General features: G+C 54.7%; 24 protein-coding genes. 12 read left to right on the forward strand and 12 right to left on the reverse strand.

The features are described 5' to 3' along the window. Positions 1-106: 106 nt before the first annotated feature. A complete protein-coding gene (locus ABC395_RS10315; protein WP_413002748.1) occupies positions 107-820 on the reverse strand; it encodes a hypothetical protein in 714 nt (237 codons plus the stop codon). Positions 821-1,007: 187 nt separating this feature from the next. Here ABC395_RS10315 and ABC395_RS10320 point away from each other — a divergent pair, with 187 nt between their 5' ends. From ABC395_RS10320 to glnA, 5 genes are all read left to right on the forward strand, one after another. Then, positions 1,008-1,973: an AAA family ATPase gene (locus tag ABC395_RS10320; RefSeq protein WP_413002750.1), complete on the forward strand. Its 966-nt coding sequence runs from the start codon at positions 1,008-1,010 to the stop codon at positions 1,971-1,973. Positions 1,974-2,436: 463 nt separating this feature from the next. Beyond that, complete coding sequence (gene hflX / locus ABC395_RS10325; protein ID WP_413002751.1) at positions 2,437-3,765, forward strand: GTPase HflX; 1,329 nt, start codon at positions 2,437-2,439, stop codon at positions 3,763-3,765. A gap of 19 nt (positions 3,766-3,784) precedes the next feature. After that, a complete protein-coding gene (locus tag ABC395_RS10330; protein ID WP_413002753.1) occupies positions 3,785-5,035 on the forward strand; it encodes a methionine gamma-lyase family protein in 1,251 nt (416 codons plus the stop codon). A 194-nt stretch (positions 5,036-5,229) separates the two neighbouring features. After that, the gene (locus ABC395_RS10335) at positions 5,230-5,643 is read left to right on the forward strand and encodes a MerR family transcriptional regulator (protein ID WP_009674344.1); all 414 of its coding nucleotides are present in this window, start codon (positions 5,230-5,232) and stop codon (positions 5,641-5,643) included. 29 nt (positions 5,644-5,672) lie between these two features. Then, entirely contained in the window at positions 5,673-7,007 is a 1,335-nt protein-coding gene (glnA, locus tag ABC395_RS10340) for a type I glutamate--ammonia ligase (protein ID WP_413002755.1), read from the forward strand. 166 nt (positions 7,008-7,173) lie between these two features. On the opposite strand, the gene lexA is transcribed toward glnA, so the two are convergent. Continuing rightward, positions 7,174-7,785, reverse strand: a complete 612-nt coding sequence (gene lexA, locus ABC395_RS10345; protein ID WP_413002757.1) for a transcriptional repressor LexA — start codon at positions 7,783-7,785, stop codon at positions 7,174-7,176. Positions 7,786-7,929: 144 nt separating this feature from the next. Here lexA and ABC395_RS10350 point away from each other — a divergent pair, with 144 nt between their 5' ends. The 3 genes from ABC395_RS10350 (at position 7,930) to ABC395_RS10360 (ending at position 9,709) form a co-directional block, all read left to right on the forward strand. Next, entirely contained in the window at positions 7,930-8,463 is a 534-nt protein-coding gene (locus ABC395_RS10350) for a LysM peptidoglycan-binding domain-containing protein (RefSeq protein WP_413002759.1), read from the forward strand. A 211-nt stretch (positions 8,464-8,674) separates the two neighbouring features. Continuing rightward, positions 8,675-8,857 (forward strand): DUF896 domain-containing protein, encoded by a 183-nt coding sequence (locus ABC395_RS10355; protein ID WP_103994908.1) that lies wholly within the window; start codon positions 8,675-8,677, stop codon positions 8,855-8,857. Between the two features lie 39 nt (positions 8,858-8,896). After that, positions 8,897-9,709, forward strand: coding sequence for an HAD family hydrolase (locus ABC395_RS10360; protein WP_413002761.1), 813 nt, complete (start codon positions 8,897-8,899; stop codon positions 9,707-9,709). 91 nt (positions 9,710-9,800) lie between these two features. Here the strand turns inward: ABC395_RS10360 and ABC395_RS10365 are convergent, their stop codons facing one another. The 6 genes from ABC395_RS10365 to ABC395_RS10390 all read right to left on the reverse strand — a co-directional run bounded on the left by ABC395_RS10365 (position 9,801) and on the right by ABC395_RS10390 (position 14,792). After that, on the reverse strand, positions 9,801-10,343 hold the full coding sequence (locus tag ABC395_RS10365; RefSeq protein ID WP_009674340.1) for a 1,2-dihydroxy-3-keto-5-methylthiopentene dioxygenase: 543 nt from the start codon (positions 10,341-10,343) through the stop codon (positions 9,801-9,803). Positions 10,344-10,658: 315 nt separating this feature from the next. Further along, complete coding sequence (tatA, locus tag ABC395_RS10370) at positions 10,659-10,853, reverse strand: twin-arginine translocase TatA/TatE family subunit (protein WP_217556517.1); 195 nt, start codon at positions 10,851-10,853, stop codon at positions 10,659-10,661. A 43-nt stretch (positions 10,854-10,896) separates the two neighbouring features. Then, complete coding sequence (gene tatC / locus ABC395_RS10375) at positions 10,897-11,628, reverse strand: twin-arginine translocase subunit TatC (protein ID WP_413002764.1); 732 nt, start codon at positions 11,626-11,628, stop codon at positions 10,897-10,899. A gap of 39 nt (positions 11,629-11,667) precedes the next feature. Continuing rightward, positions 11,668-13,389, reverse strand: coding sequence for a GMC family oxidoreductase (locus tag ABC395_RS10380; protein WP_413002766.1), 1,722 nt, complete (start codon positions 13,387-13,389; stop codon positions 11,668-11,670). A 19-nt stretch (positions 13,390-13,408) separates the two neighbouring features. After that, positions 13,409-14,194, reverse strand: a complete 786-nt coding sequence (locus tag ABC395_RS10385; protein WP_413002768.1) for a gluconate 2-dehydrogenase subunit 3 family protein — start codon at positions 14,192-14,194, stop codon at positions 13,409-13,411. Between the two features lie 187 nt (positions 14,195-14,381). After that, entirely contained in the window at positions 14,382-14,792 is a 411-nt protein-coding gene (locus ABC395_RS10390; protein WP_413002770.1) for a c-type cytochrome, read from the reverse strand. Between the two features lie 252 nt (positions 14,793-15,044). Here ABC395_RS10390 and metH point away from each other — a divergent pair, with 252 nt between their 5' ends. Together metH and rnz are read left to right on the forward strand one after the other, a co-directional pair. Next, the gene (gene metH / locus ABC395_RS10395) at positions 15,045-18,488 is read left to right on the forward strand and encodes a methionine synthase (protein ID WP_413002772.1); all 3,444 of its coding nucleotides are present in this window, start codon (positions 15,045-15,047) and stop codon (positions 18,486-18,488) included. Between the two features lie 324 nt (positions 18,489-18,812). Next, positions 18,813-19,748 carry a ribonuclease Z gene (rnz, locus tag ABC395_RS10400; protein ID WP_413002773.1) on the forward strand — a complete coding sequence of 312 codons (936 nt, stop codon included), beginning with the start codon at positions 18,813-18,815 and terminating at the stop codon, positions 19,746-19,748. Between the two features lie 137 nt (positions 19,749-19,885). On the opposite strand, the gene tlp is transcribed toward rnz, so the two are convergent. Further along, positions 19,886-20,113: a small acid-soluble spore protein Tlp gene (gene tlp / locus ABC395_RS10405; protein ID WP_413002775.1), complete on the reverse strand. Its 228-nt coding sequence runs from the start codon at positions 20,111-20,113 to the stop codon at positions 19,886-19,888. A 485-nt stretch (positions 20,114-20,598) separates the two neighbouring features. On the opposite strand from tlp, the gene ABC395_RS10410 reads away from it, so the two are divergent. Continuing rightward, complete coding sequence (locus ABC395_RS10410) at positions 20,599-21,573, forward strand: metal-dependent hydrolase (protein WP_413002777.1); 975 nt, start codon at positions 20,599-20,601, stop codon at positions 21,571-21,573. Between the two features lie 42 nt (positions 21,574-21,615). Here the strand turns inward: ABC395_RS10410 and ABC395_RS10415 are convergent, their stop codons facing one another. Further along, positions 21,616-22,218, reverse strand: a complete 603-nt coding sequence (locus tag ABC395_RS10415; RefSeq protein WP_413002779.1) for a nitroreductase family protein — start codon at positions 22,216-22,218, stop codon at positions 21,616-21,618. 113 nt (positions 22,219-22,331) lie between these two features. On the opposite strand from ABC395_RS10415, the gene ABC395_RS10420 reads away from it, so the two are divergent. Next, positions 22,332-22,589, forward strand: a complete 258-nt coding sequence (locus tag ABC395_RS10420) for a hypothetical protein (RefSeq protein WP_413002781.1) — start codon at positions 22,332-22,334, stop codon at positions 22,587-22,589. Here ABC395_RS10420 and ABC395_RS10425 read toward each other — a convergent pair. Together ABC395_RS10425 and ABC395_RS10430 are read right to left on the reverse strand one after the other, a co-directional pair. Next, positions 22,562-24,115, reverse strand: a complete 1,554-nt coding sequence (locus ABC395_RS10425; protein ID WP_413002783.1) for a phytoene desaturase family protein — start codon at positions 24,113-24,115, stop codon at positions 22,562-22,564. The genes ABC395_RS10420 and ABC395_RS10425 overlap by 28 nt on opposite strands. Then, positions 24,112-25,227 (reverse strand): glycosyltransferase family 2 protein, encoded by a 1,116-nt coding sequence (locus ABC395_RS10430; RefSeq protein ID WP_413002785.1) that lies wholly within the window; start codon positions 25,225-25,227, stop codon positions 24,112-24,114. Before ABC395_RS10430 ends, ABC395_RS10425 begins: the two co-directional genes overlap by 4 nt. Between the last annotated feature and the right edge of the window lie 5 nt (positions 25,228-25,232).

Below are 25,232 nucleotides of genomic sequence, written 5' to 3' on the forward strand. Positions count from 1 at the left end.
GGAGAAGCCTCTCTTTTTTGCTTCAAGCGATCATGATTGTGGCTCCTGTGTCGGGGTTGCCAAACCAAGATGAGCAAGCGGACGTTTACCCGGTTATAGAGGCTTTCTAAAAATCGATAGAGTATTCTACACCTTTAGGGGCGGTGGAAGAAACAGTCCCGGCAATCCCCCGGTCATACTGAATCTCTCTTACATATATGGATCTGTAATATTGTTTATAAATATCGGTCTGGCGAACCTGCGTTGAATAGGTGTCGTACTGGATGGCTCCATAATAATCGCGATGATAAGGTACGGTTTCGGGAGCCGTGTATACGATGGATTCCGGCCATACATACCGGAACTCTCCGGAAATATTGCCGGCTACGGCCAGCTTTACAAGACGGGTTATACCGCTGTTATAGGTTCCGTTGATTTGCATAGAGGCGCTTAATTGCTTACGTCCGGTTATGGTAAAGCTGCTTCCGCGGGCGGAAGATCCAAGAAATATATCCTTTTCCCGGGAGCCGGTGTTCAAACCGGTTACGCTCGTTCCCCCATCGGAATAGACGGAGTGATCGTATACTTCGTAAATTTGATCGGTTGGTGAGAGAGAAAATTTATTTTGCAGGGACGGGTCCTTCGGAATATGTTGAGGATCCGCATACTGAACCGCCGCTTCTTGAACTCCCTGCTGCTCGGAGACAACATGGAACGTGCTGAAGCGAATACCGGAAGCGGGATCTACATAGGCGGAATCTACAGCCGCCGCATTAGCCGCAGGGATCGTAGAAGCTGCCGCAGCGGCTGCGGATAGCAATACACGAACGAATTTATTCACTGTTTCACCTTTTCCCGAAAAATGATTAGATATAAAGCGACACTACCATATATTCCAAAATATAACAATGGAAATGAGGTACGGCAAAGAGCCCGCTGTTATCTCAAATAACGCGCCTGTCCCGACGCCAAGTTTGTTGCATGACCCCGTTCCTTCTCTGCATATAATTACGAAAGAGGTGAGGAGAATGGACGCAACTTCAAGACGAATCACGGTCAGGAGCAATTCGCAGATCAATATTGTGTTCAACAGTCAAGAGGCTGCGCCACTTATACAGGAAACGGAAAGTACGACTTTGGATATCCAGTCGGAAACGTTCAACGAAACATTGAAGGAACTGAACACGATGATCGGTCTGCAGGAAGTGAAAGATCTTATTTATCAAATGTACGCCACGCTGCATATCAACAAGCTAAGGAGCGCAGCCGGACTTAAAGATAATTCACAAGTATACCATATGATTTTTAAGGGCAATCCGGGGACCGGGAAAACAACGGTGGCGAGAATACTGGCCAAGTTGTTCAAGAGTCTGGGGGTTCTGAGCAAAGGCCATCTGATCGAGGTGGAGCGTGCGGATCTGGTCGGAGAATATATCGGGCATACGGCTATCAAGACGAGGGATTTGATCAAAAAAGCGCTCGGCGGCATCCTTTTTATCGATGAAGCCTACAGTTTGGCCAGGGGCGGGGAGAAGGATTTCGGCAAGGAGGCGATCGATTGTCTCGTTAAAAGCCTGGAAGACCATAAAAATGATTTTATTTTGATTCTCGCCGGATATCCGGATGAAATCGATTATTTTTTATCGACGAATCCGGGGCTGCCTTCGCGTTTTCCGATTCAAGTTGATTTCACGGACTACAATGTGGATCAGCTTATTCAAATTGCGGAATTGATGATTAACGAGCGTGATTACACCATGCGTTTCGAATCGGTCAATAAACTGAGGGACATCATTATTATGGAGAAAGAAACGAGCCTTAACTTTAATAACGCGCGCTTTGTGCGCAATGTGATCGAGAAGTCGATACGGAATCAGGCGGTCCGGTTATTAAGCCGGTACAAAAAGCCGTCCAAGCAGGATCTGATGGAGATTCTGCCTCAGGATGTGACGGCGGCGGAAAACAAACTTAAGATGGAATACGGCGTTTCTTAAACAGCTTAAGAGGCACAGGCATTTGGGCGGCGGAGCCGGCAACCCGCATGAAATGCGCGGACTGAACGGGAAAAGGAATGAAGGTGGACGAAAACGGAAAACGGAAAACCCGAAAACCCGAAAAACGGAAAACCCGAAACCCGAAAACGAAAAATGGAAAACCCCTAATCGGACTGGGAACACGGATAATGGATTACGGGCTATCCTTCCGTTCTGCCTAGGCTAAAAACTTATCCAAAAAGGATGAGTTTTTTTGTTTAAAGCGGCTTTGCGCGCTCCTGAACGACGCAGGAAAGGTCCCTTTAAAAAACGCGGAAGGAACGGAGTTCGCCGGACGTAAAAGAAATTGGTGAATACCTTTGTAAAAAAGGTAATAATGAGAGATAATGATGTTTTAGATCCTCCAACGAGCCTACAATTCCCGCCGGCATGGCGGATACATATACCCAGAAGGAGACGCTGCATGAAACAAACAGGTCATGAAGTCAGAACCGGAATGAAAGACCGGGCTATTCTTGTAAGTATGGTCACGGATAATATGAAAAAACACGAAGAACTCGTGGCTTACTCGCTCCAGGAACTGATCCAGCTGGCGGAAACGGCCGGCGTCGAAGTGCTGGAAACGCTGACGCAAAACCGTGAAAGCGCCGATACGAAATGGTTTATCGGCAAAGGCAAGGTCGAAGAGCTGAAAGCGCTGATCGACGAGCATGAGGCGACGACCGCGATCTTCGACCAGGAGCTTTCCGGCGCGCAGGTGCGCAACCTGGAGGAAGCGCTGGACGTCAAAATTATCGACCGGACACAACTCATCCTCGATATTTTTGCCGGACGCGCACGTACCCGCGAAGGGATTGTGCAGGTGGAGCTGGCACAGCTGAGCTACCTGCTTCCGCGGCTTTCGGGACACGGGAAAAACTTGTCCCGTCTCGGCGGAGGCATCGGGACGAGAGGGCCCGGCGAGTCCAAGCTGGAGACGGACCGCCGTCATATCCGCGGCCGCATCGGCGAGCTGAAGGCGCACCTTTCGGAGATGGTCCGCCACCGCACGCTGCACCGCGAACGCCGGCGCAAAACCGGCGTCTACCAGGTTGCCCTCGTGGGGTATACAAACTCGGGCAAGTCGACGCTGCTGCGCCAACTGACGAACGCGGACGTGTACGTCCAGAACGAGCTGTTTGCGACGCTCGATCCGACCTCCCGCACGCTGGAGCTTCCGAGCGGCAAAGAAGTCGTGCTGACCGATACGGTCGGCTTTATCCAGAATTTGCCTCACGATGTCGTGGCGGCATTCCGGGCGACGCTGGAGGAAGCCTGCGAGGCCGATTTTCTGCTTCATGTCGTGGACAGCTCCAGCCCGATGCGCGAGGAGCAAATGCGCGTAGTGAATGAAGTGCTCGGAGAACTGGGGGCGAGCGGCAAACCCCAGGCGGTGCTTTTCAACAAGATCGACCTGTGTACGGAGCAGGAGTTGCAGATGCTCACGACGAACCTGCCGCACTTGCGGATTTCCGCCTATGACGAGAAAGACCAGGAAAGAGTACGGCTGCTCATTCAGGAAACGCTTATGGGCGACAGCCGCACGTTCCGCATTCCTGCGGATAAGGGAGATATCATCGCTCTCGTGTACCGGATCGGCGACGTGGCCGAAAGCGGAGCGGACGAAGATGTTCTGACGTTCCGGGTTAACATCAATAAGGATGATTACGATAAAGTGCAGTACCTGCTTTCTCCTTACGAGGTTAAGGAAGACAAGAACAAGCAGGACATGCAGGATCAGCAGGGAGAATAAGGGAGAGGGAACGGACGATATGCAATTTGATTCAGACATCATGGCTATTATGGAGCAGGCGGAAGAAAGCGTTCAGCCGCGCTTCCGTGAGATTGAACGGACGATCGACCACAACCAGTGGAAGGTTATCGCCGCCTTTCAAAATCAAGGCATAAGCGATTACCATTTCGCTTCTTCCACCGGTTACGGCTACAACGACAGAGGGCGGGAACTGCTTGATCTTGTGTACGCGGAAGTGTTCGGCGCGGAGGCTGCGCTCGTTCGTCCTCATTTCGTATCGGGAACTCATACGATCGGTACGGCGCTTTTCGGCGTATTACGGCCGGGAGACGAACTGGTTTATATCACGGGCAAGCCTTACGATACGCTGCATAAAGTGATCGGGAAACCGGGAGACGGGACCGGTTCTCTTCAGGACTTCGGGATCGGTTACAGGGAGGTTCCTCTTCTGGCGGACGGTTCTCTGGACGAAGCGGGCATCCGCGCGGCTATTACGCCGAAAACAAAAGTCATCGGCATCCAGCGTTCGAGAGGATACGACTGGCGGGCTTCGTTTACCGTTGCGGCCATCGGGGAGATGGTGGAATTTGTGAAAAGCATCCGCCCGGATCTGATCGTATTCGTCGACAACTGCTACGGCGAATTTACCGAACGGCTGGAGCCCAATCAGGTGGGAGCGGATCTCATCGCGGGGTCTCTGATCAAAAATCCCGGAGGCGGACTTGCGGCGTCGGGCGGTTATATCGCCGGGCGCAAGGAGCTAGTCGAGATGGCGGCCTACCGGCTGACGGCACCGGGAATCGGCGGCGAGGTCGGCGCCATGCTGGGAACGACGCGCTCGATTTATCAGGGGCTGTTTCTGGCCCCGCATCTCGTCGGACAAGCCGTAAAGGGCTCGGTCGTCGCCGCGGCGGTTTTTGAGCAGCTCGGCTTCAAAACCCGTCCGAGACCGGAAGATCCGCGCACGGATCTGATTCAGGCGATCGAGTTTACGAGCGCCGAGCATCTGATCACATTCGTGCAGGGGGTTCAGCGGGCTTCGGCGGTAGATGCGCACGTGACGCCCGAGCCGTGGGACATGCCGGGGTACGAGCATCCCGTTATTATGGCGGCGGGCACGTTCATTCAAGGGGGAAGCCTGGAATTGTCCGCTGACGCTCCGATCCGCGAGCCGTATATCGCTTACATGCAGGGCGGTCTGACCTATTCCCACTGCAAGCTGGGCGTGCTGACGGCTTTGCAGCATATGAAGGAGCGGGGCCTGCTATAAGGTGCCATGTGAGGTTCGGTCATGAAAAGGCGTGCAAACCGCCGAAAACAGAAAAATAACAGACATTTCGACGTTTTAGAGCGCCGGAATGTCTGTTTTATTTTCTCTTGTAAATTAATCTAACATGACTTGACATGTTTCCGTACTTTCCATTACAATAAGATCAGAACTTAACGTTCAGGAGTGAATCGATCATGAGTGATGATATCCGCAGAAATATGGCTCTTTTTCCAATCGGTATTGTAATGAAACTGACCGATTTGACAGCCAGACAAATTCGTTACTATGAGCAGCACGAACTCGTGATCCCGGCCAGAACCTCCGGCAACCAGCGGTTGTATTCGTTCAACGATGTGGAGAGACTGCTCGAGATCAAGGATCTGATTGAGAAAGGCGTTAACATTGCGGGCATTAAACAAGTGCTGCTGCCGATCTCCAAAGACTCCGAGGAAGCTACCGTCATTACCGAACAAACCGAAGTGAAACGCAAAGAGCTGACAGACACCCAGCTGCACAAAATGCTGAAGCAGCAGCTGCTCGGCGGAGGCAAGCGTCCGGGCCAGGTATCGCTGATTCAAGGTGAGTTATCCCGATTTTTTCCAAAATAAAAAGCATGGGGTAAGAGGAGGAGAAGTTCATGACAGTTTCTTACACGAAAGAGGATATTCTACGAATCGCCAAAGAAGAGAACGTCCGTTTTATCCGTCTTCAATTCACCGATCTCCTTGGAACGATCAAAAACGTGGAAATCCCGGTCAGTCAGCTTCAAAAAGCGCTTGATAACAAAATGATGTTCGACGGTTCGTCCATTGAAGGTTACGTGCGTATCGAGGAATCCGATATGTATCTGTATCCCGATCTGGATACGTGGGTCATCTTCCCTTGGGTTACGGAAAGTAAAGTCGCCCGCCTGATCTGCGACGTTTACCTTCCGGACGGAAATCCGTTCCCTGGCGATCCCCGCGGAATTCTGAAGCGTGCGCTGAAGGAAGCCGAGGAAATGGGCTATACTTCGATGAACGTCGGTCCCGAGCCGGAATTCTTCCTGTTCAAAACCGACGAGAAAGGCAACCCGACCCTCGAACTGAACGACCAAGGCGGATACTTTGACCTGGCTCCTACGGATCTTGGCGAGAACTGCCGCCGTGAAATCGTACTTAAGCTTGAAGAAATGGGCTTCGAGATCGAGGCTTCCCACCACGAAGTGGCTCCGGGACAGCACGAAATCGACTTTAAATATGCGGACGCGATTAAAGCTTCCGACCAGATCCAGACGTTTAAACTTGTCGTTAAAACGATCGCCAGACAGCACGGCCTGCACGCTACGTTCATGCCGAAGCCGCTCTTCGGCGTAAACGGTTCCGGCATGCACTGCAACCAGTCTCTGTTCAAAGGCGGAGAGAACGCGTTTGTAGACGAGAAAGATCCGCTGGGCCTCAGCGAAGACGCTCGTCACTTCATGGCCGGTGTCCTGCACCATGCACGCGCATTTGCAGCGATCACAAACCCGACCGTCAACTCTTACAAGCGTCTCGTGCCCGGTTACGAAGCTCCTTGTTATGTAGCCTGGTCTGCGAGCAACCGCAGCCCGATGATCCGTATCCCGGCTTCCCGCGGCCTCAGCACGCGCGTTGAAGTCCGTAACCCGGATCCGGCGGCTAACCCTTACCTGGCTCTGGCGGTTCTGCTGAGAGCGGGTCTGGACGGCATCAAGAACAAAACTAAGCTGCCGCCTCCGACTGACCGCAACATCTATGTGATGACCGAAGAAGAGCGTATCGAGGAAGGCATTCCTAGCCTGCCGGGTAACCTCAGAGAAGCTCTTGACGAGCTGCTCAAAAGCGAAGTGATCCGCGACGCACTGGGCGAACACGCGCTGGCGCACTTCGTGGAACTGAAAGAAATCGAGTACGACATGTACCGCACTCAAGTTCACGCATGGGAACGTGAGCAGTACATGACGCTTTACTAGAATAACCGGCTAAGGCGGATCACAAGTCTGTCTTAGGATCGGGGTATTCCGAAAAACGTGAAGCCGGCCTCCGGGCCGGTTCACGAAAAAAGAACCCGCAGAAAGTAATTTCTGCGGGTTCTTCTATATGTTCAGCGTAACGGGCAGCTTCATTGCCAAGGCCGGATTAATGGAAATTGCGGAACAGACCAATCACTTTGCCCAGAATCGTGACATTGTTGAGCAAAAGCGGATCCATGGTGGAATTCTCGGGCTGCAGACGGATATGGTCGCGTTCTTTGTAGAAACGCTTCACCGTCGCTTCGTCTTCATCGGTCATGGCGACGACGATATCTCCGTTGTTCGCCGTCTGCTGCTGGCGGACAATCACCATGTCGCCGTTGTGAATGCCGGCTTCGATCATGCTCTCGCCCACGACATTGAGCATAAAGACGTTATAATCGCTGACGAGGTGCATCGGAAGAGGGAAGTAGTCTTCGATGTTCTCGGTAGCTGTAATCGGCACACCGGCCGTTACTTTACCGATGAGAGGGACTTGAGCGATGGAAAGGGCGAAATCGGAATCACCGTCCGTAATCTCGATGGCTCTCGGTTTCGTGGGATCCCGGCGGATCAGACCCTTCTTCTCCAGGCGTTCAAGATGCCCGTGCACCGTCGAGCTGGATGCCAGACCTACGGCTTCTCCGATTTCTCTGACGGATGGCGGGTAGCCTTTATCTTTCACTTCATTCTTGATAAATTCAAGGATGGCCAGTTGGCGCTGCGAGACCTTGCCCATTACGTATCACTCCAATATGTATAAATTACCTAGAGTATAGCACAGAACCGGAGTTCGTACAAACATAAGTTCGAAAAAATGCGTTGACACAAACATTCGTTCGTGTTAAATTCAAAACAGAACAAATGTTTGGAGGCGTTATTAATGAATGCATACTTTGCCAATCCGGAATTATCCTTACATACACAAGACGGGGAATCGTCCCCGGCAGACAAGGCTTCAACCCATACTCAGGCAGTTAATGAGGCGAACGCTCCCCGCGACAATAGCGGCCGTTTAACGGCGCGTACTTCCGACTCCAAAGCCGGAAGGCATGTCCGGACAGCAGAGGAGAGAACAAGTGTTCCTGGTGCAAAAAATTCCAATCGAAATATCGTTCGTACATCTGTAATTGCGGTTGTCCTTCTCATCGCTTTCAGCTGCGGTATTATGGTCCGGGCGTTCGCGAGCGGCGAGAACGGCACGGCAGCCGGAGAGCGTCAGGCTTCGGCACTTAACAAGCAGGAGACCGCGGAGCCTTCCGTCATCGTACAGAGGGGCGACACGCTTTGGAGTATCGCTGTGAATCAAGCTCCGGAGGGTTCCGATGTCCGGACGTATATATACAAGCTGCGCAAGATCAATGATTTGTCCGCGGGAGACGTCCTGAAAGAGGGAGATGTCATCAAGCTGCCGTAACTCTTTCTTCTATTAGAAAGGCAGCTCTGTCAGCTCTATCCGGCTTCTCTGACGAACCAAATCCAAAATAGCTATTTTGCGAAAGACATGTCCTGGCGGGATATGTCTTTTTTTCGTTTTTCGTGTCTGTTTAAGTCAGACGGCTTCTTGACAATCCACATAGCGGATGGCAAAGTAATAGATATTGAACGGCTGGATAGGAGGAATACGAATGAGCGACAATTTCCAACTTAAAGTACAGCGCATTAACGAGTTGGCCCGCAAAGCAAAAAGCGTCGGATTGTCCGAGGCTGAGCTTGAGGAGCGCAACGAATTGCGTAAAGAATATATTGCAGCAATGAAATCACAGCTAAGAGGTCAGCTGGACTCCATCCATTATACGGATGAACAATAAAATCATCGGCCGCCTGAGGCAGTAAAGGGGATCTATAAGATGACGGTAAAAGCAATTTTGTTCGACTTGGACGACACTCTGTTATGGGATGACCGGAGTGTGAAGGAAGCGTTCCAGGCTACCTGTGAGGAGGCGGCCCGCCATGCGGATGTAAAGCCCGAAGAGCTGGAAGCTTCCGTGCGCAAGGAAGCACGCGCTTTGTACGAAGCTTACGAAACGTTTCCGTTCACCCAGCATATCGGAATCAACCCGTTTGAAGGGCTGTGGGCCAACTTTACGGAGGGAAAGCAGGAAGAGTTCCGCAAGCTGCAGGCTTTGGCGCCCGGTTACCGCAAAGAAGCGTGGACCCGCGGACTCGCCGCTCTCGGCGTTAACGATCCGGAGCTTGGAGCGCGGCTAGCCGAGCAGTTTCCCGCCGAGCGGAGATCGCGTCCCATCGTCTATGAAGAGACGTTCGAAGTGCTCGCCGAGCTCAAGAAGTCTTACAAATTGCTGCTGCTGACGAACGGATCCCCTGATCTGCAGCGCGAAAAACTGGCGGGAGTCCCCGAACTGGCTCCTTACTTCGATCACATCGTCATCTCCGGCGATTTCGGCGACGGTAAGCCGGCCGTCACGATTTTCAACCACGCCATGGAGCTGCTCGGTCTGAAAGCCGAGGAATGTGTAATGGTCGGCGATAAGTTGACGACCGATATTCTCGGGTCGTTCCGCTGCGGGATGAAGAACATGTGGATTAACCGGCACGGCATGCTCTTTAACGGAGAAGCCAAGCCGACGTTTGAAATTACTTCTCTTCGCGACATCCGGGGAATTCTGGAAGCGGAACGGGAAGTTCAAATATCCGGGTAAAAGAAAACCCGTCTCTCGTTTAAAACGAGCGGCGGGTTTCTCTTTTTCTATGAGGGAAAAGATTAAGTGCCGTTGTCCGGCTTCAGGCGTCTTAAGCTTTCTGAAAAGTCGGATCCTCAAACGGGTGGGCAATCCAGCCTTCCGTTTCGATAAAGAGACGGACCGCGACGATTTGGCGATTGTCCATCAGAGTGAAGAAGTGCGGCTTGTGTTCCGGTACGGAAATGACATCGCCGGCTTCCAGCTCTACGTTGAAGTAACCGACATCGTCGGAACCCTTGATGATAAAGATTCCTTTACCGGCCGTAATGGCGCGGACTTCGTCTTCGGTGTGCGTGTGCACCTGCTCGAACTTTTTGAGAAGCTCGTCCAGATTAGGTGTCGCGTCGGAAAGAGCGATGATGTCCCACGTCTGGTAACCGCGGCGTTTGGCAAGATCGCGGATTTCCTCGTCGTACGTGCTCAAAATTTGAGCTTTCTCCTCGTCGGACAAAATAAATTTCTCCTGAATGTCGGCAGGCAGCTTGGTCGGATTCCAGTGCTCGTAAAGAACTTCCTGGCGGTCCAGAAACGCCCGGACATTCTCCTCTCCGGAAATGCGTTCACCCGTGTTGCGAATATGAATTTCAGCCATTTCTCATCCCTCTTTCTTTCTCGGAAATAATAGCCGCCCGTAGGTCGGAATAGGTTTATACCTGATTATAGAGGATAAACTCCCGGCTGTCGATGATTCCCGGCAAAAAATACAACTTTTCCGATGGGATTTGAAAAGAGCGCTTCTCCGGCGGGAGAGGCGCTCTTCCTGTACGCGATGCCGCTCTAATGGGAGCAGGCGGTAATCCGCGAAGTATCCGGTTGAGAAGTCAAATTCATAGGGCGAAGGAAAGCGTCATGCGTCTCTTTTGGAGAAGGAGAAACGCCGCCGTTTCCCGTTGTACCTGTCAAACCGTCAGGATTGTTTATCCCGCTCTGTCGTTTCGATGCTTTTCTCCACATCGTCCACCATTTCTTTGGTCGATGTGCGGAATTCGCGAAGCGTGTCCCCGAAAGCGCGTCCGAGCTGCGGCAGCTTGGAAGGGCCGAACAGAATGAGGGCCAGCATCAAGATGATGAGCAGTCCCGATATGCCGATATTGTTGAGCATAGGTATGTCTCCTTTCGCGGTTGTTATGGTGTACAATCGGACTTCAGCTTGGTCCGGCGGACAGGTTCATCCTGCGGACATAACGGGCTGAGAGAAGGATGCTGCATTCAAACAGCGCGATCAGCGGAATCGTGACGGCAATGTGGGAGAAGAAGTCGGGAGGCGAGATTGAAGCTCCCACGATTGCAAGTCCGATGTACGTATATTTGCGTGTTTTACGCAAGTTTTCGGGCGTCAGCAGACCGAGCCTTGTCAGAAACAGCACGAGCAAAGGCAGCTCGAATGCGATCCCGAGCGGGAACACGACGTTGAAGACGAGCCCGAAAAAACGGTCGATGCCGTAGGTCTCGGCGGCTCCGATACTGCGGTTGATGGTCTGCATGAACCGGATCATCATCGGAAGCACGACCGTGTAGCCGAAGGCGGCGCCGGACAGGAAAAGCGCGAAGGAAGCGGGAACATAGACCAGCGTCCCCCTGGCTTCCTGCTCGCTCAGACCCGGTCTGACAAACGCCCAGAGCTGATACAGAAGCAATGGCAGCGTGAGCAGGACGGCGAACAAAACGGCGCATTTCATGTATATCGCCAAACCGTCCGGAAGAGCGAACACGTTCCAGTGAAACGAAAGCGCCGCCGGAGACTCTTTTACCGCGCTTAGAATAACGGGGGAGACGTAAAGCCCTCCGATCAGAGCCAGCAAAAACCATGAGGCCACCAGAATCAGCCGTTTGCGCAGCTCCTCCAGATGACCGATCATTTCGGATGGCCGGTCCATAAGCAGTCACCTCATTTCCTTGCCCGAAGCCTTGACGGTTCAGACCAGCGGGCCGCTTTTTTTCAAATAGGTCAAAATTCCTTCTGCGGCGCGGTAAGCGAGTGCTCCCAGCGTTCCGGTCGGATTGTATCCGCTGTTGTGAGGGAAGGCGGAAGCACCGACCACAAACAGATTTTCGACATCCCACATCTGCAGATAGCTGTTGACGGCGGAGGTTGAAGGATCGGCACCCATGATGACGCCTCCCGTGTTATGGGTGGACTGATAAGGCACGATGTTATAGGTGCTGATCGTGTTGGACGTCTCGACCTTGGTCGGATTCATCCCCTTCATCACGGCCGTCGTTTTTTCGGCGAGATATTTGACCATTTCCTTATCCTGATCTTCGAAATCGTAGGTCAGGCGGAGCAGGGGCAGGCCGTAAATATCCTTGTAGGTCGGATCCAGGTCCAGGTAGTGATGCTGCCAAGGCATGTTGGCGCCCTGCGTGCTGACGTTCAGGAACCGGTTGGCGTATTTGATCGTGGTCTGCTTAAAATCTTTGCCCCACCTCGGCGTGCCTTGGGGAGCGGGGTTATGGGCAATGGGACGCAGTCCGGCCTGGGTAAAGCGGATGTTCGCCCCGTGCAGAAAATTAAGGGAGCTGTGGTCGAAGTTGTCGCCGTTAAAGTCATCGAAGCAGCTCCCCAGCGCGCCCGCACCCGCGAAGATGTTAAACTCCTGATCGTCGTAAAACCCCACTGCGCCCCCGCCTGTAATCTGATAGGCGTAATTTTTGCCGATGACGCCCGTACCGCTTTTCGGATCGTAGGGTTTGCCCAGATTGGACGTAAGCAGAAGCCGGACGTTGTTGAACACATAACTCGCCAGGATGACAAGGTCGGCGGGCTGCTCGAATTCTTCGCCGGTAGGCGTATTGACATACACGACGCCCGTCACTTTTCCGCCGGTGTGCAGCAGCTTGGTGACGTTCGAATTGGTACGGATTTCGAGGTTGCCGGTCTTCTCGGCAACGGGGATCACCGTGACGACCGGATCGGCTTTCGCCCCGTACTCGCACCCGTACCTTTCGCAGAAGGCGCAGTACTGGCAGGCCGCACGGGCGATTCCGTCGGGATTCGTATAGTTCTCCGACAAGTTGGCGGACGGGATGACATACGGGTGATAGCCGAGCTTCTTGGCGGCATCTTCAAAAAGGACCATCCCCGGCGTCTTTTTCATCGGTCCCGTCGGGAAGGGGGCGGAACGTTTGCCGACCATTTCGTTTTGTTCCTTTTCGCCGGAGATTCCCGCCATTTTCTCGTACTTGTCGAAGTACGGTTCCAACTGGTCGTAAGTGATGCCCCAGTCCTGCAGCATCATGCCCTGCGGAATTTTATTTTTGCCGTAACGTTCGATCGTTTTGGTGCGGATCTGGAAATCGTAGGGCAGAAAACGGTAATTTTGTCCGTTCCAGTGCACGCCGGCCCCGCCGACGCCGTCTCCCATCAGGAAGGAACCGTAGGAACGCATCGGAAGGGCGCGTACTTTCTCGCTGCTGCGGAACGTCACCGTCTCCTTCGACAAGTCCTGCATCAGCTCGTAGCGCTGGGAATAGCGGAGTTCGTCGTGAGCCATGTAGTAGTCTTCGGTTTTGCGGCTTTTGCCGCGTTCGAGCGCGACGACTTTATGCCCGGCTTTCGTTAACTCTGCGGCCAGAATACCGCCGGACCAGCCCATTCCGACGATCAGGATGGGTACTTTGGGAAGTTTGGTTGCCATTCTTCGTTGCTCCTCCTTGTCAGGAATGATTCGTGTGGTCATGCAAGCTGAGCGGTTCCATGACGGCAAACTCTTTTTTGTCAATGATCGCCGTGTAACTCATCTGATCGCCGGGGTACTTGCGCATCCTCCAGCCCGCCATGTTTTTGTTGCCGCCGTAGAGCGGGTCCGCATAAGCGCCTTCGATGGTCAGGCTGCGGAGCATTTCGAAGAACGTCTGGCTCGGTACGCCGTTCAGCTGCACGTCTTTGCCGCTTTCGAACGCTTTCAGCACTTCGTCCTGTTCGTTTTCGGCGAGATCCGCGAAGGCTTTCTGGTACTTTTTCCTGCCGTAGTCGTTCATGACCGTAAGGCCCATCACAAACAGCTCATGCCGCTTGTAGCTTGCCTGATAGCCCTGGGTCGCCTCGGCTTTAAAGAAAGGCCCCATCATATAATCGCGGGCGTTCATTCCCCACTGGCCGGCAAGCTGATGGTCGATATAATAAGCGACACCCAGCTCTTTGGCTCCCGGACCGAGCTCGTCCTTCGGAAAAATGCGCTCCGTCGCGGCTTCTGTAATACGCAGCTGCTCCTGATTGAAAAACATGGGAGCCTGATTGTAGTCCTTGGCGTTGCCCGCCTGTGCCTGCCCCTGACCCTGAGGGCTGCCCGGAGCGGCCTGTTTGTTCTTGGCCATGGAATTGCCGACGATACCGCCGACGACTCCGCCCGCCACAATTCCGCCGAGCGCCACGCCGGACAGTTTCAGAAACTTTCGCCGGGATTCGTCCCGGGGCTGCTTGGTCTGCTGATTTTCTGCCATGATGTTCCTCCTGTAAGAGAAGTGGAGTTTTTCGAGATGTGTGTTATATCCAAGTATCACCTTTTTGTCGATTTGTATGTAAGGAAAAAGAAAAAACGGAATCTTTCGGAAGATTCCGTTTTCTGAAGCGGATGCGTATGCTTGTCGGTCAATAACTCGTTGAATAGTTTAGCGTGGAAAAAGCGGCTTATTTCTTGGCGGCGAGCCATGCGGCCAGTGCCTGGATATCCGTGTCGCTCAGATTGCCCTTGAAAGCGGGCATTCCGCCTCTTCCGTTCAGAAGAATGTTCTTCACGTCCGCTTCGCTTAGGCGGCTGCCCGCTTTTTGCAGGTTCGGGCCTACGCCGCCGCCCATATCGACGCCATGGCAGGCGATACACTGGGCCTTATAGAGAGATTCGGCCTGAGCCGTCTGGCTTCCGCTGCCTTCGCCTTCGGCAGCGTTGCCGCCCGCAGCGGCGCCCGGTGAAGCGGTCGGCGACGCCGTTGCGGCAGGAGTCGTCGGTTGAGGCGTAGGCGCGGTTTCCTTTTGGCCGCAGGCCGCCAGTGCAGCGGTCACGAGCAGGATGCCGGTCAGGACTGTCATCCGTTTGTTCATGGTAATCACCTCCGTTCGATTACATTCAGTAAAAGTTTCCCGCCTATAGTTTGGCGTCCGTGTCCCGGAGATATTCTTATTCTCGCACGACGAACACGAAGGCTTTTGCAATCCGCTGCGTATTGCGGCGGAAAAACGACAAATTTCTTTTCTTCCCCCCACGTATCTGCTAAACTATTTCTTAACTTGTGCGCTTTTCTAGGTTAAAGGGCGCGTTCTAGCAGGAGGTTCGTGGAAAGGGTAGGGTGGACGATGAAACCTAGTTTGAAAGAACAACTACAGAAAAAAATTCTCATTCTGGACGGTGCCATGGGTACGATGATCCAGCAGGAAGATTTGTCGGCCGACGATTTCGGAGGAGAAGAGCTCGACGGCTGTAATGAAATGCTCGTTCTTACGCGTCCGGATGTTATTCAGCGCATCCATGAAAAATATTTCGAAGCCGGTTCCGATATCGTTGAAACGAATACGTTCGGGGCAACGAGCGTCGTGCTGGCCGAATACGATATACCGGAGAAGGCGCGCGAAATTAACGTGGCCGCCGCCAAGCTGGCCGTCGAAGCCGCCCGGAAATATTCAACTCCCGAATGGCCGCGTTATGTCGCCGGCGCACTCGGACCTACGACGAAGACGCTTTCGGTAACCGGAGGCGTTACGTTCGAGGAGCTTGAAGAGAGCTACTACGAGCAGACAGTCGCCTTGATCGAATCGGGCGTCGACGCCATCCTGCTGGAAACTTCCCAGGATACGCTTAACGTAAAAGCGGGCGGAATCGCGATTCAGCGGGCTTTTAAGACGACGGGTATCGAACTGCCGATTATGATTTCCGGTACGATCGAGCCGATGGGCACGACGCTGGCCGGACAAAATATCGAATCTTTCTATATTTCCCTGGAGCATCTCAATCCGATTTCGATCGGTCTGAACTGCGCGACGGGACCGGAATTCATGCGGGATCATATCCGTACCTTGTCCGGGCTTGCGGGCACGTATATCTCTTGTTATCCGAATGCGGGTCTTCCCGACGAGAACGGTCATTATCATGAGTCGCCCGAATCCCTGGCCAAGAAAATGGCCGCTTTTGCCGAGCAGGGCTGGCTGAACATCGCAGGGGGCTGCTGCGGCACGACTCCCGCTCATATCCGTGCGCTGGCCGAAACGCTGAGCGCTTACAAACCGCGTACCGAACTTGGGACGCACCCCTCGGCCGTGTCCGGTATCGAAACGGTATACATCGAGCCGGAGAACCGCCCTTACATGGTCGGCGAGCGCACGAACGTGCTCGGTTCCCGGAAGTTCAAGCGTCTGATTGCCGAAGGCAAGTATGAAGAAGCTTCCGAGATCGCCCGTGCCCAGGTTAAGGGCGGCGCCCACGTCATCGACGTCTGTCTGCAGGACCCGGACCGGGACGAGACGGAAGACATGACCAAGTTCCTGGAGCTTGTCGTTAAAAAAATCAAGGTTCCGCTCATGATCGACTCGACGGATACGCGTGTCATCGAGCTGGGGCTGAAGCATTCGCAGGGCAAAGCGATCATCAACTCCATTAACCTGGAGGACGGGGAAGAGAAGTTCGAGAAGGTGCTTCCGCTTATTCACCGCTACGGTGCGGCGGCGGTAGTCGGTACGATCGACGAGCGCGGCCAGGCGATTACGCGCGAAGACAAGCTGGAAGTCGCGCAGCGTTCTCACGATCTGCTCGTACACAAGTACGGAATGAACGCCGAAGATATCATTTTCGACCCGCTCGTATTCCCGGTCGGTACCGGAGACCAGCAGTATATCGGTTCCGCCAAAGAAACGATCGAAGGCATCCGGCTTATCAAAGAAGCGATGCCCCAAACCAAAACCATTCTCGGTCTCAGCAACGTTTCGTTCGGTCTTCCCGAAGCCGGTCGCGAGGTGCTGAATGCCGTTTACTTGTACCACTGCACGAAAGCGGGCCTGGATTACGCCATCGTGAACACGGAGAAGCTGGAGCGTTACGCGTCTATCCCCGAAGAGGAAAGAACGCTTGCCGAGCGGCTCATTTATGAGACGAACGACGAGACTTTGGCCGAATTTGTGGCTCATTTCCGGGTAAAGAAGGTTGAGAAGAAGGAAAAGATCTCGACCCTTTCGCTCGAAGAGCGGCTGGCCTCTTACGTGGTCGAGGGAACGAAGGAAGGGCTTCTTCCCGATCTGGAGCAGGCGCTTCAGAAATACTCCCCGCTGGAAGTGATCAACGGTCCGCTTATGGAAGGCATGGCGGAAGTCGGACGCCTGTTCAACAACAATGAGCTGATCGTTGCGGAAGTGCTTCAAAGCGCGGAAGTGATGAAAGCGTCCGTGGCTTATCTGGAGCAGTTTATGGAGAAGAACGAGTCTGCGGTGAAAGGAAAAATCATTCTGGCCACCGTAAAAGGCGACGTCCACGATATCGGCAAAAACCTCGTGGAAATTATTTTATCCAACAACGGCTACCAGATCGTGAACCTCGGCATCAAGGTTCCGCCGGAGCAGCTGATCGAGGCTTTCCGCAAAGAAAAGCCGGATGCAATCGGTCTCTCGGGTCTGCTTGTGAAGTCGGCCCAGCAGATGATTGTCACGGCGCAGGATTTGCGCACCGCGGGAATCGACGTTCCGATCATGGTGGGCGGCGCCGCTCTGACGCGGAAGTTCACCAAGACGCGCATCTCGCCGGAGTATGACGGCCTCGTGCTGTATGCGAAAGACGCGATGGACGGTCTCGACATCGCGAACAAATTGAGCGACCCCGTGCAGCGGGAGCGTCTTGTCCAGGAACTTCGGGAAGCCAAAGATTCCGATGTGATGGAAGCCGGCCGCAAGGAAGGGACGGAAATGCCGGTGCTGACGCGCGTGTTCTCGTCCACGGTTGACCGCACACTGCCGGTGGCGGTGCCGCCGGATCTGGACCGCCACGTTCTGCGGGATTATCCGATCGGCCATCTCATGCCGTACGTGAACATGCAGATGCTCCTCGGGCATCACCTCGGTCTGAAAGGCAAGGTCGATAAGCTCATCGCCGAGCAGGACCCGAAGGCCTTGCAGCTGAAAGACACCGTGGACACCATCCTGTACGAAGCGCAGAAGAACGGCATCATCCGCGCCCAGGGGATGTACCGGTTCTTCCCGGCCCAAGGGGACGGAAACGATGTCGTCGTCTACGATCCCGCGGACACGACGAAAGTGCTCAAGCGGTTCACCTTCCCGCGTCAGGGAACGGAGCCGTTCCTGTGTCTGGCCGATTACCTCAAGCCGGTAGACAGCGGCGTTATGGATTACATCGGCTTCCTCGTCGTCACGGCGGGGCAGGGCGTGAGCGAGCTGGCGCGCGAATGGCGCGAGCAGGGCGATTATCTTCGCTCCCATGCGCTGCAGTCGACCGCTCTCGAAGTCGCGGAAGGTTTCGCGGAGCGCGTGCATCATATTATGCGCGACGTGTGGGGCATTCCGGATAGTGCGGAAATGACGATGCAGGAGCGTTTCGGGGCGAAGTATACCGGCCAGCGGTTCTCGTTCGGTTATCCGGCTTGTCCGAATCTGGAGGATCAGGAGCCGCTGTTTGAGCTCATGAAGCCGGAGGATATCGGAATCGAGCTGACCGAAGGCTGCATGATGGAGCCTGAGGCGTCCGTATCGGCCATCGTGTTCTCCCATCCTCAAGCGCGGTATTTTAACGTCGATAAAGTTTAACGTTTCGTCCCGCCCGCAAAATGATTATAAATATAAGAATAAACAGACGGCTGAACACCGGTTCGGCCGGCAGGCTGCGAAAAGCAGGACGGTTCTTCCGAGAAGAACCGTCTTTTTTGCCCTCTTGCGGATCGGAAGCGGGAAGCAGGGCGAAGGGAATCGGGGGAACCCAGTCCCGGACGGAATTACTTTTCGCGAAAGAATCACGGGGAGACTTTAGAGGAGCTTTTCCGCGGAACACGGGGCCGTTTGACTTCCGGAACGAATTTTTATAGCATGTTAAAAAGCAGGGAACTGACATCTGCAGAAACGAGGAACAGGGTCGTGGAATTGTATTTTCTCGGAACGGGCGCAGGCATGCCTGCCAGACACCGTAATGTGACATCCATTGTGCTGAATTTGCTGCCGGAGCGGGGGAGCATCTGGTTTTTTGACTGCGGGGAAGGAACGCAGCATCAGATCTTGAGATCGCCCGTCAAGCTGAGCAAGTCAGAGAAGCTGTTCGTAACGCATCTTCACGGCGATCATATATTCGGCCTGCCGGGACTTCTGAGCAGCCGTTCTTATCAAGGCGGGGATACGCCTTTTACGATTTACGGACCCAAGGGCATTAAAGCGTATGTGGACATGTCCCTGCAGCTGAGCCAGGTTCATCTCGACTATGAGCTGGCTATCCGGGAAATCCCGTCCGAAGGCGGAATTGTCTTCGAAGACGAGACGTTCCGGGTCGAGGCCGCGCCCCTGGAGCACCGGATCGAGTGCTTCGGCTTCCGCGTCGTCGAGAAAGACCTTCCGGGCAAGCTCCAGCAGGAGAAGCTGCACGAGCTGGGCATCACCGCCGGGCCGCTTTACGGGCGTCTGAAACAGGGCCAGACGGTCAAGCTGGAGGACGGCCGAGAGCTGCGCGGAAGCGATTTCGTCGGGCCTTCGATCAAGGGCCGGACGGTGACGATTCTCGGCGACACGAAGCCGTGCGGCAATTCGGCCCTGCTGGCGGAGGGCGCCGATGTGCTCGTTCACGAGGCGACGTTCGGAGCGGAGCGGGAAGACCTTGCCGCGGCGTACGACCATTCGACGACGGAACAGGCGGCGCGTACGGCCTCGGAAGGCGGCGTCGGCGCGCTGATCATGACGCACATCTCCTCGCGCTATCAAGGGGAGGGAGCCGATCGTCTTCTGGAGGAAGCGAGAGCGATTCATCCGGATTCGTGGCTGGCCGAAGACTTCTACAGCCACGTTGTTCCGCGCAAGCAGAGCTGAGGCGGGCTGTCCGGGCCCGCAAGACACAAACGCATAGAAAAAAGTCCCGGCGGGATCACACCAGCCGGGACTTTTTTCTATGCGTTAGCTTTTTCATGAGCCGCTGGTTACTTCCGCTCCACCGGCGGGTGCCGGAATCACTCGGTCGTATCGAACTTAGCTTCGTCCTGAAGTTCGCTTTTGAAGCTGCTCACGCTTTGGCGGCGGCGTTCGTTCTTGGCTTCGAGCGTCGCTTGTTCCGTTGCGGAAATTTCGTCCGCATGCTCGTCCAAATATTCCTGAGATTCATGAAGGCGGGCTTCCGTGTTCCGGATGCTGTTTTTCAGATGAACGGCATTATCCCCGCGGTTATCTTTTTTGGCCATCGGTATCCCTCCTTTCCATCTCCTACGATTCGCTTTTGGCGCAGAGCGTATTCATAAAATCTTCATCTTCTGCTAACGTTCCAATGACGCGGGCTTGCTAGGCTGAACCCAGGGGATCGGGCGCCGGGAGGCAAGCGGCGGGATGGAGGCTTAACGGCCGTACGAGGCGGCGACTACGCATGACAGGCGGCTGTCCGCTTCGCTGAACGGGAGTCCCGGTTAAACAACGGGAGCCGTACTTGCCGATGCTCCTGCCGGCGTGCCGGCGGTGTCATAACGGTGCCATCAGGGTGCCATAACGGTGCCATGCGAAGAGTGCCATGCGGAGAATGCCATGGTCCGGGCGGGCATTCGATCACGCCGTGAATCGGCGGTTTGGAGAATCTTGCAGCGTGGGCCTCCGCAGTAACTTCGGCCGCTGACACTGCTGCAAAAAGCCCCGCAGCCCGATGTCCCGAGTTCAGCAGTCCAGGGAGGGTATAAGCATGGATACGGGCAGTCATCTGCTTTTCGGAGTCACGCTGGCGGGATTGGCCGCACTGCAGCCGGAAGTCGCGCAAAATCCGCTGCTTCTTCAGGCGGTGCTGGCCGCAACCGTAGCGGGTTCGCATGCGCCGGATTTGGATACGGTCGCCCGCCTCAAAGGGTATGCCGTCTACCTCAAGCATCATCGTGGAATCACGCATTCGCTGCCTGCCCTGCTGGTCTGGCCCGCTTTGCTGAGCGCTCTGGCCGCCGCTGTTTTCGGCACGTGGGACCATTACGTTCTGCTCTTCGGCTGGGCGGCCGCGGCCGTAATACTTCACGTCGGGCTGGATTTGCTGAACGCATACGGCGTGCAGTGTTTAAGGCCTTTTTCCTCTCGCTGGCTCCATCTAGATATTCTGCCTCTTACCGATCCGTTTCTCTTGGCGCTGCATGGAGGCGGGGCACTGCTGTGGGCGGCGGGAGCCGTAAATCCGGGATTGTGGATGGCCGCCGTATATGCGGCAAGTTTCTTTTATGTAATCGCGAGATGGATTCATAAGCGGATTCTTTTCCGCCGGTTGAGCGGGTATGTGAAAGACCGGTTCGGAGCATCCGGTCCGCTGCTGCTGGTCCCGGGTTTGACCTGGAGAAGCTGGCAGTTTGCGGCGGAAACGGAAGACAGCTTTCACAGCGGAACGGTGCGGGGAGCGAGAATCGTTTTGAAAGATACCTACGTCAAGGACCGGTCGCATCCGGTTGTCGAGGCGGCGATGGCTGCCGAAGGTGTCCGGGCATTTCTGGCTTTTGCGCAGAGCAGCCATGTAAGCTGGGATACGCACGAGGAAGGATATGTGGTGAAATGGCGCGAAGTGAGATTTTGGCATGAGCACAAGCTGCCGTTCGGCATAGATGTGACGCTGGATAGAGAAATGAAAGTGCTGTCCGAACATTTGGGATGGACGAAAAAAGCCTGGGAGCCTCCCTATGTATAAAAGAGAGGTCCCAGACTTTGAAGACCGGCCTGAGGTTTGAACTTATTCAAAAGAGTTTCCGAATTTTCCCGCATATAACAACTCGTCAAGCCCGCGCCGTCCCGACGGCTGCTCGCGCTGCAGATGCTGTTCGGAGAGAGTGTCCGTGTTGCCGTGATAGCCGATGGCGATAACGGTATGGATATCGTAATCGTCAGGGACACCAAGCAGCCGGCGGGCACTTTCCCTGTCAAAACCGGCCATGGCGTGGGAAATCAGCCCTTGACGGACCGCCTCCAGTGCCAGATAACTCCAGGAAGCACCCGCGTCGAACGCATGGGAACCGTTCACCCCTCCGGCAGGGGAAGGCGTGTGGGAAAGCAGGAGAGCCAGCACGGGCGCTTTCAGGCACCAGGATTTGTTGGAAGGGGAAATAAATTCGGCGAATACCCGTTTCTCTTCGTCCGTACGTGCGACAATATAACGCCATGGCTGAAGATTGCTGGCGGACGGGGCCCAGCGGGCCGCTTCGAACAGGCTCATCAGAATGTCGTCCGAGATTTCCTTTTCGAGAAAAGCCCGCGACGACCAGCGGTTAAGAAAGATCGGATTGATGTCATAGGCGGCATGACGCTCATTTTGTACGTCGAAACGATGTTCCGGCATGACCATTCCTCCTGTCTTTTGAGTGACGATATCAAAAAACGGTACACCTCTTTATTTGGACGCAAACGGCGAATTCTAAACAAACCTGCGTATGACAGAGGAAAAAACAGGGCATGCTAGTACAGCTTCTTTTTAACAAAATGGGGGTGCTGAACATGAACTTTACAAGCCAGGATATCATTGTGATTGAAAGAGCCCTTCAGCTTGCCATCCGCAGCGAGACGAAGGAGACGAAAGCCGAGGAATACCGCGAGGTGCTTCATAAGCTCCAGCTTAGTTCCATGCAGGCTCTGCAGGAGCAGAGCGCCTTCACAACCGCCGCTGGGGATGGCATCCGCTACGATTATGACGATTCGTCCGATCTCGCGTAACCTTCAAGAACCGGGTAATTGCGTGATACGGCCTCTGCCGCCAGCATACCGCTTAGCGCGACCATCGGCGTTCCTCCTCCGGGATGTGTGGTTCCGCCCGCATAATAAAGGCCTTCAATCCGGCGGTCCGCGATGGACGGCCGGAAGAAGGTCGGTTTCAGCCCGTGGGACGCCCGCCCGTAGAGGGCACCGTACATGGAACCGCTCATTTCGGCAATGTCTCCCGGATGGAAGACGCGTTCGACTTCCGTGTCCGCGGACAATCCCTGCAGGCCCCACTGTCTCTCCAGGAGGCCGGTCAGACGGCTTCTGTACAAATCCGCCACGGAGGCGAGTTCCGAACGATGGCTTCCGAGTCTGCCGGGAACGGCGGCCGGAACATTGGCAAGAATATACAGATTGCTTCCTCTGCCCTGACGGGCCCGCTGCGGTTCCGTATAAGAGGAGTTGCACACGTAAAGAGCCGGGTTGCGCGGCCAGACGGCGTCCTCGAAAAGCTCGGTAAATTCGGTTTCATACCGGTCCGGAAAAAACAGGTTGTGGTGATGAAGCTGCGGAAACATTTTACGCACGCCGAGGAGCATAAGAAAGCCCGAAGAGGACAAGCCCGACGACGTTTGACCCAAGAAAATGCTTCCCGGGATACTGCGGAACTCATCCGGAATCAGGTTTATTTGCGTGGCGTAATAATCGTTATTCGATACGACAAACTGAGCCGGAACGAAACTGCCGGGAGTTTCCACGCCCTGCACTTTTCCGCCCCGCACAGAGATATGCCCGACCGGAATGGACGTTCTGATGTCCACTCCTTTTTTGCGTGCCAGCCTTTCCAGCGCTTCGATCAGCTTGTAGTTGCCGCCCTGAACGTAATAGACCCCTTTTAACAGCTCCAGGTAAGCGATCATCGACAATGTCGCCGGAGTCCGGTATGGGGAAGAGCCGACGTAAGTCGCGTAACGGTTCATCATGGCCAGCAGACGGGGATCGTCAAAAAAAGTCTCGTGGAATTTGTTCATCGTTGTAAAAGGACGGACGCCGAGCAGGGAAATTCCGAGCGCGGGCGACACATAATCGCTCCATCTCGTAAAGGGCCGTGAGAAAAACTGCCGTTCCGCGATCTGGTAAATCCGTTCCACTTCACGCAGGTAGTTTTTAAAGCCCTGACGGTTGCGGGCGGAGAAAGATTTCAGCTGTTCCTCCATAAAATGGGGGTCCGCCGACAAATCGATTACGGACCCGTCCCGGAAAAAATTGCGGGAGTTCACGTCAAGTTTGACGAACTGGAGCGCAGGATCCTGCTGCTCGCCGCACTCGGTATAAAGCCGTTTGAAGATCCAGGGCATCGTCATGGTAGAAGGCCCGAAATCAAACGAATAAGGGCCGTAAGCGTGGGCCTGGAGCTTGCCTCCGAGAGAGGCGTTTTTTTCAAGCAGTGTAATCTTGTATCCTAAGGAAGCAAGTTTGATCGAAGCGACAAGCCCTCCGATTCCGCCCCCGATTATGACACCTTGGGGTGTGCGATTCATCTGTAAACCCTGCCTTTCCAAGAATAGCCCCGTCTTGTTATTCCGATATACCAGGAGCGAAGCGCGATATAACCCAGACCCGCGAATGAAAGAGGCAGGAACCAGTGCCACGGGCCTTTCGTGCCGAACCGGTGATCGACCGTCCGTTTCTGGAGGACCCCCAGCAGGTAAATCCCCGCCCAGAAGATTCCTTCATACGGGTTTCCCTGGGCAAAAGCGAAAAGGGCGCCGAACAGCGGCCATACATAAAGCGACCCGTACAAAAAAAGCAGGGCAAGAAGCGCCGCGGAGGAGCGGCCGACGCCCAGGAAAATATTTTTGGTGAACCCTTCCACCACATCGCGCGGCGATTCGTACATCTCGCAGGAGGTCACGGGCGTTATATCAAGCAGGTCCGCTTGAAAGCCCGCTTTCTTCACGGCACGCGCCAAGGCCATGTCCTCAACCATTTCCGTCTTAAAAGCGGCGTGTCCGCCTATCTTCTCGTAAGCTTCTCTGGAAAAAAGCATAAAAGCGCCGTGAGCCGCCATAAAACGGTCATCCCGGGAACGCGCTACGAAGCGGACGGGCAGATGGAGCGCGATAATAAAATGCAGCATCGGCAGGATCAGCCATCCGAAAGCATGTGCGGACAGAACGCGCGGAAAGCCCGTAACGAACGAGGCTTCCCGCATAAAAGCCGTATGCAGGACCGAACGGAGCATGTCAGGCGTATGTACCGTGTCCGCGTCGACGAAAAGCAGCCAGCTCCCGGACGACGCTTCGTAAAGCTGATGGCAGGCGTGAACTTTCCCGACCCAGCCCTCGGGAAGCTTCCTGCCGTGCAGCACGCGAATATGCCGGTGGCGCCGGGCAAGCCCGGCGAGCAGCGCAGGCGTGCGGTCTTCGGAGCGGTCGTCGAGGACGAGGATTTCGAAGTCGGGATAGTTCTGGGCGGCGAGGCTTTCGACGCATCTTACGATGCCGCGCTCCTCGTTGCGTGCCGGCACCAGGATGGACACCCGCGGAAAAGCCTCGGGAACGCCCGCCCGTACCTTCGGCCACTGCTTTATGTTCCACAGGAGCCATACGGTGAAAAAGAGCGTGACGGCGCCAATGAGCGAAACAATCATGGTGT

The sequence above is a fragment of the Paenibacillus canaveralius genome (genome assembly GCF_047238265.1).
Lineage (GTDB): Bacteria > Bacillota > Bacilli > Paenibacillales > NBRC-103111 > Paenibacillus_F.

What these genes read in the sequence shown, in the direction of transcription:
- glnA (WP_413002755.1), top strand. Translation starts at nt 5,673, where the DNA reads ATGACAGTTTCTTACACGAAAGAGGATATTCTACGAATCGCCAAAGAA.
- ABC395_RS10385 (WP_413002768.1), bottom strand. Translation starts at nt 14,194, where the DNA reads ATGGCAGAAAATCAGCAGACCAAGCAGCCCCGGGACGAATCCCGGCGA.
- ABC395_RS10420 (WP_413002781.1), top strand. Translation starts at nt 22,332, where the DNA reads ATGCTAGTACAGCTTCTTTTTAACAAAATGGGGGTGCTGAACATGAAC.
- metH (WP_413002772.1), top strand. Translation starts at nt 15,045, where the DNA reads ATGAAACCTAGTTTGAAAGAACAACTACAGAAAAAAATTCTCATTCTG.
- lexA (WP_413002757.1), bottom strand. Translation starts at nt 7,785, where the DNA reads ATGGGCAAGGTCTCGCAGCGCCAACTGGCCATCCTTGAATTTATCAAG.
- ABC395_RS10425 (WP_413002783.1), bottom strand. Translation starts at nt 24,115, where the DNA reads ATGAATCGCACACCCCAAGGTGTCATAATCGGGGGCGGAATCGGAGGG.
- ABC395_RS10430 (WP_413002785.1), bottom strand. Translation starts at nt 25,227, where the DNA reads ATGATTGTTTCGCTCATTGGCGCCGTCACGCTCTTTTTCACCGTATGG.
- ABC395_RS10350 (WP_413002759.1), top strand. Translation starts at nt 7,930, where the DNA reads ATGAATGCATACTTTGCCAATCCGGAATTATCCTTACATACACAAGAC.
- tatC (WP_413002764.1), bottom strand. Translation starts at nt 11,628, where the DNA reads ATGGACCGGCCATCCGAAATGATCGGTCATCTGGAGGAGCTGCGCAAA.
- ABC395_RS10365 (WP_009674340.1), bottom strand. Translation starts at nt 10,343, where the DNA reads ATGGCTGAAATTCATATTCGCAACACGGGTGAACGCATTTCCGGAGAG.
- tlp (WP_413002775.1), bottom strand. Translation starts at nt 20,113, where the DNA reads ATGGCCAAAAAAGATAACCGCGGGGATAATGCCGTTCATCTGAAAAAC.
- ABC395_RS10355 (WP_103994908.1), top strand. Translation starts at nt 8,675, where the DNA reads ATGAGCGACAATTTCCAACTTAAAGTACAGCGCATTAACGAGTTGGCC.
- ABC395_RS10415 (WP_413002779.1), bottom strand. Translation starts at nt 22,218, where the DNA reads ATGCCGGAACATCGTTTCGACGTACAAAATGAGCGTCATGCCGCCTAT.
- ABC395_RS10360 (WP_413002761.1), top strand. Translation starts at nt 8,897, where the DNA reads ATGACGGTAAAAGCAATTTTGTTCGACTTGGACGACACTCTGTTATGG.
- ABC395_RS10335 (WP_009674344.1), top strand. Translation starts at nt 5,230, where the DNA reads ATGAGTGATGATATCCGCAGAAATATGGCTCTTTTTCCAATCGGTATT.
- ABC395_RS10390 (WP_413002770.1), bottom strand. Translation starts at nt 14,792, where the DNA reads ATGAACAAACGGATGACAGTCCTGACCGGCATCCTGCTCGTGACCGCT.
- tatA (WP_217556517.1), bottom strand. Translation starts at nt 10,853, where the DNA reads ATGCTCAACAATATCGGCATATCGGGACTGCTCATCATCTTGATGCTG.
- ABC395_RS10410 (WP_413002777.1), top strand. Translation starts at nt 20,599, where the DNA reads ATGGATACGGGCAGTCATCTGCTTTTCGGAGTCACGCTGGCGGGATTG.
- ABC395_RS10330 (WP_413002753.1), top strand. Translation starts at nt 3,785, where the DNA reads ATGCAATTTGATTCAGACATCATGGCTATTATGGAGCAGGCGGAAGAA.
- ABC395_RS10320 (WP_413002750.1), top strand. Translation starts at nt 1,008, where the DNA reads ATGGACGCAACTTCAAGACGAATCACGGTCAGGAGCAATTCGCAGATC.
- hflX (WP_413002751.1), top strand. Translation starts at nt 2,437, where the DNA reads ATGAAACAAACAGGTCATGAAGTCAGAACCGGAATGAAAGACCGGGCT.
- ABC395_RS10380 (WP_413002766.1), bottom strand. Translation starts at nt 13,389, where the DNA reads ATGGCAACCAAACTTCCCAAAGTACCCATCCTGATCGTCGGAATGGGC.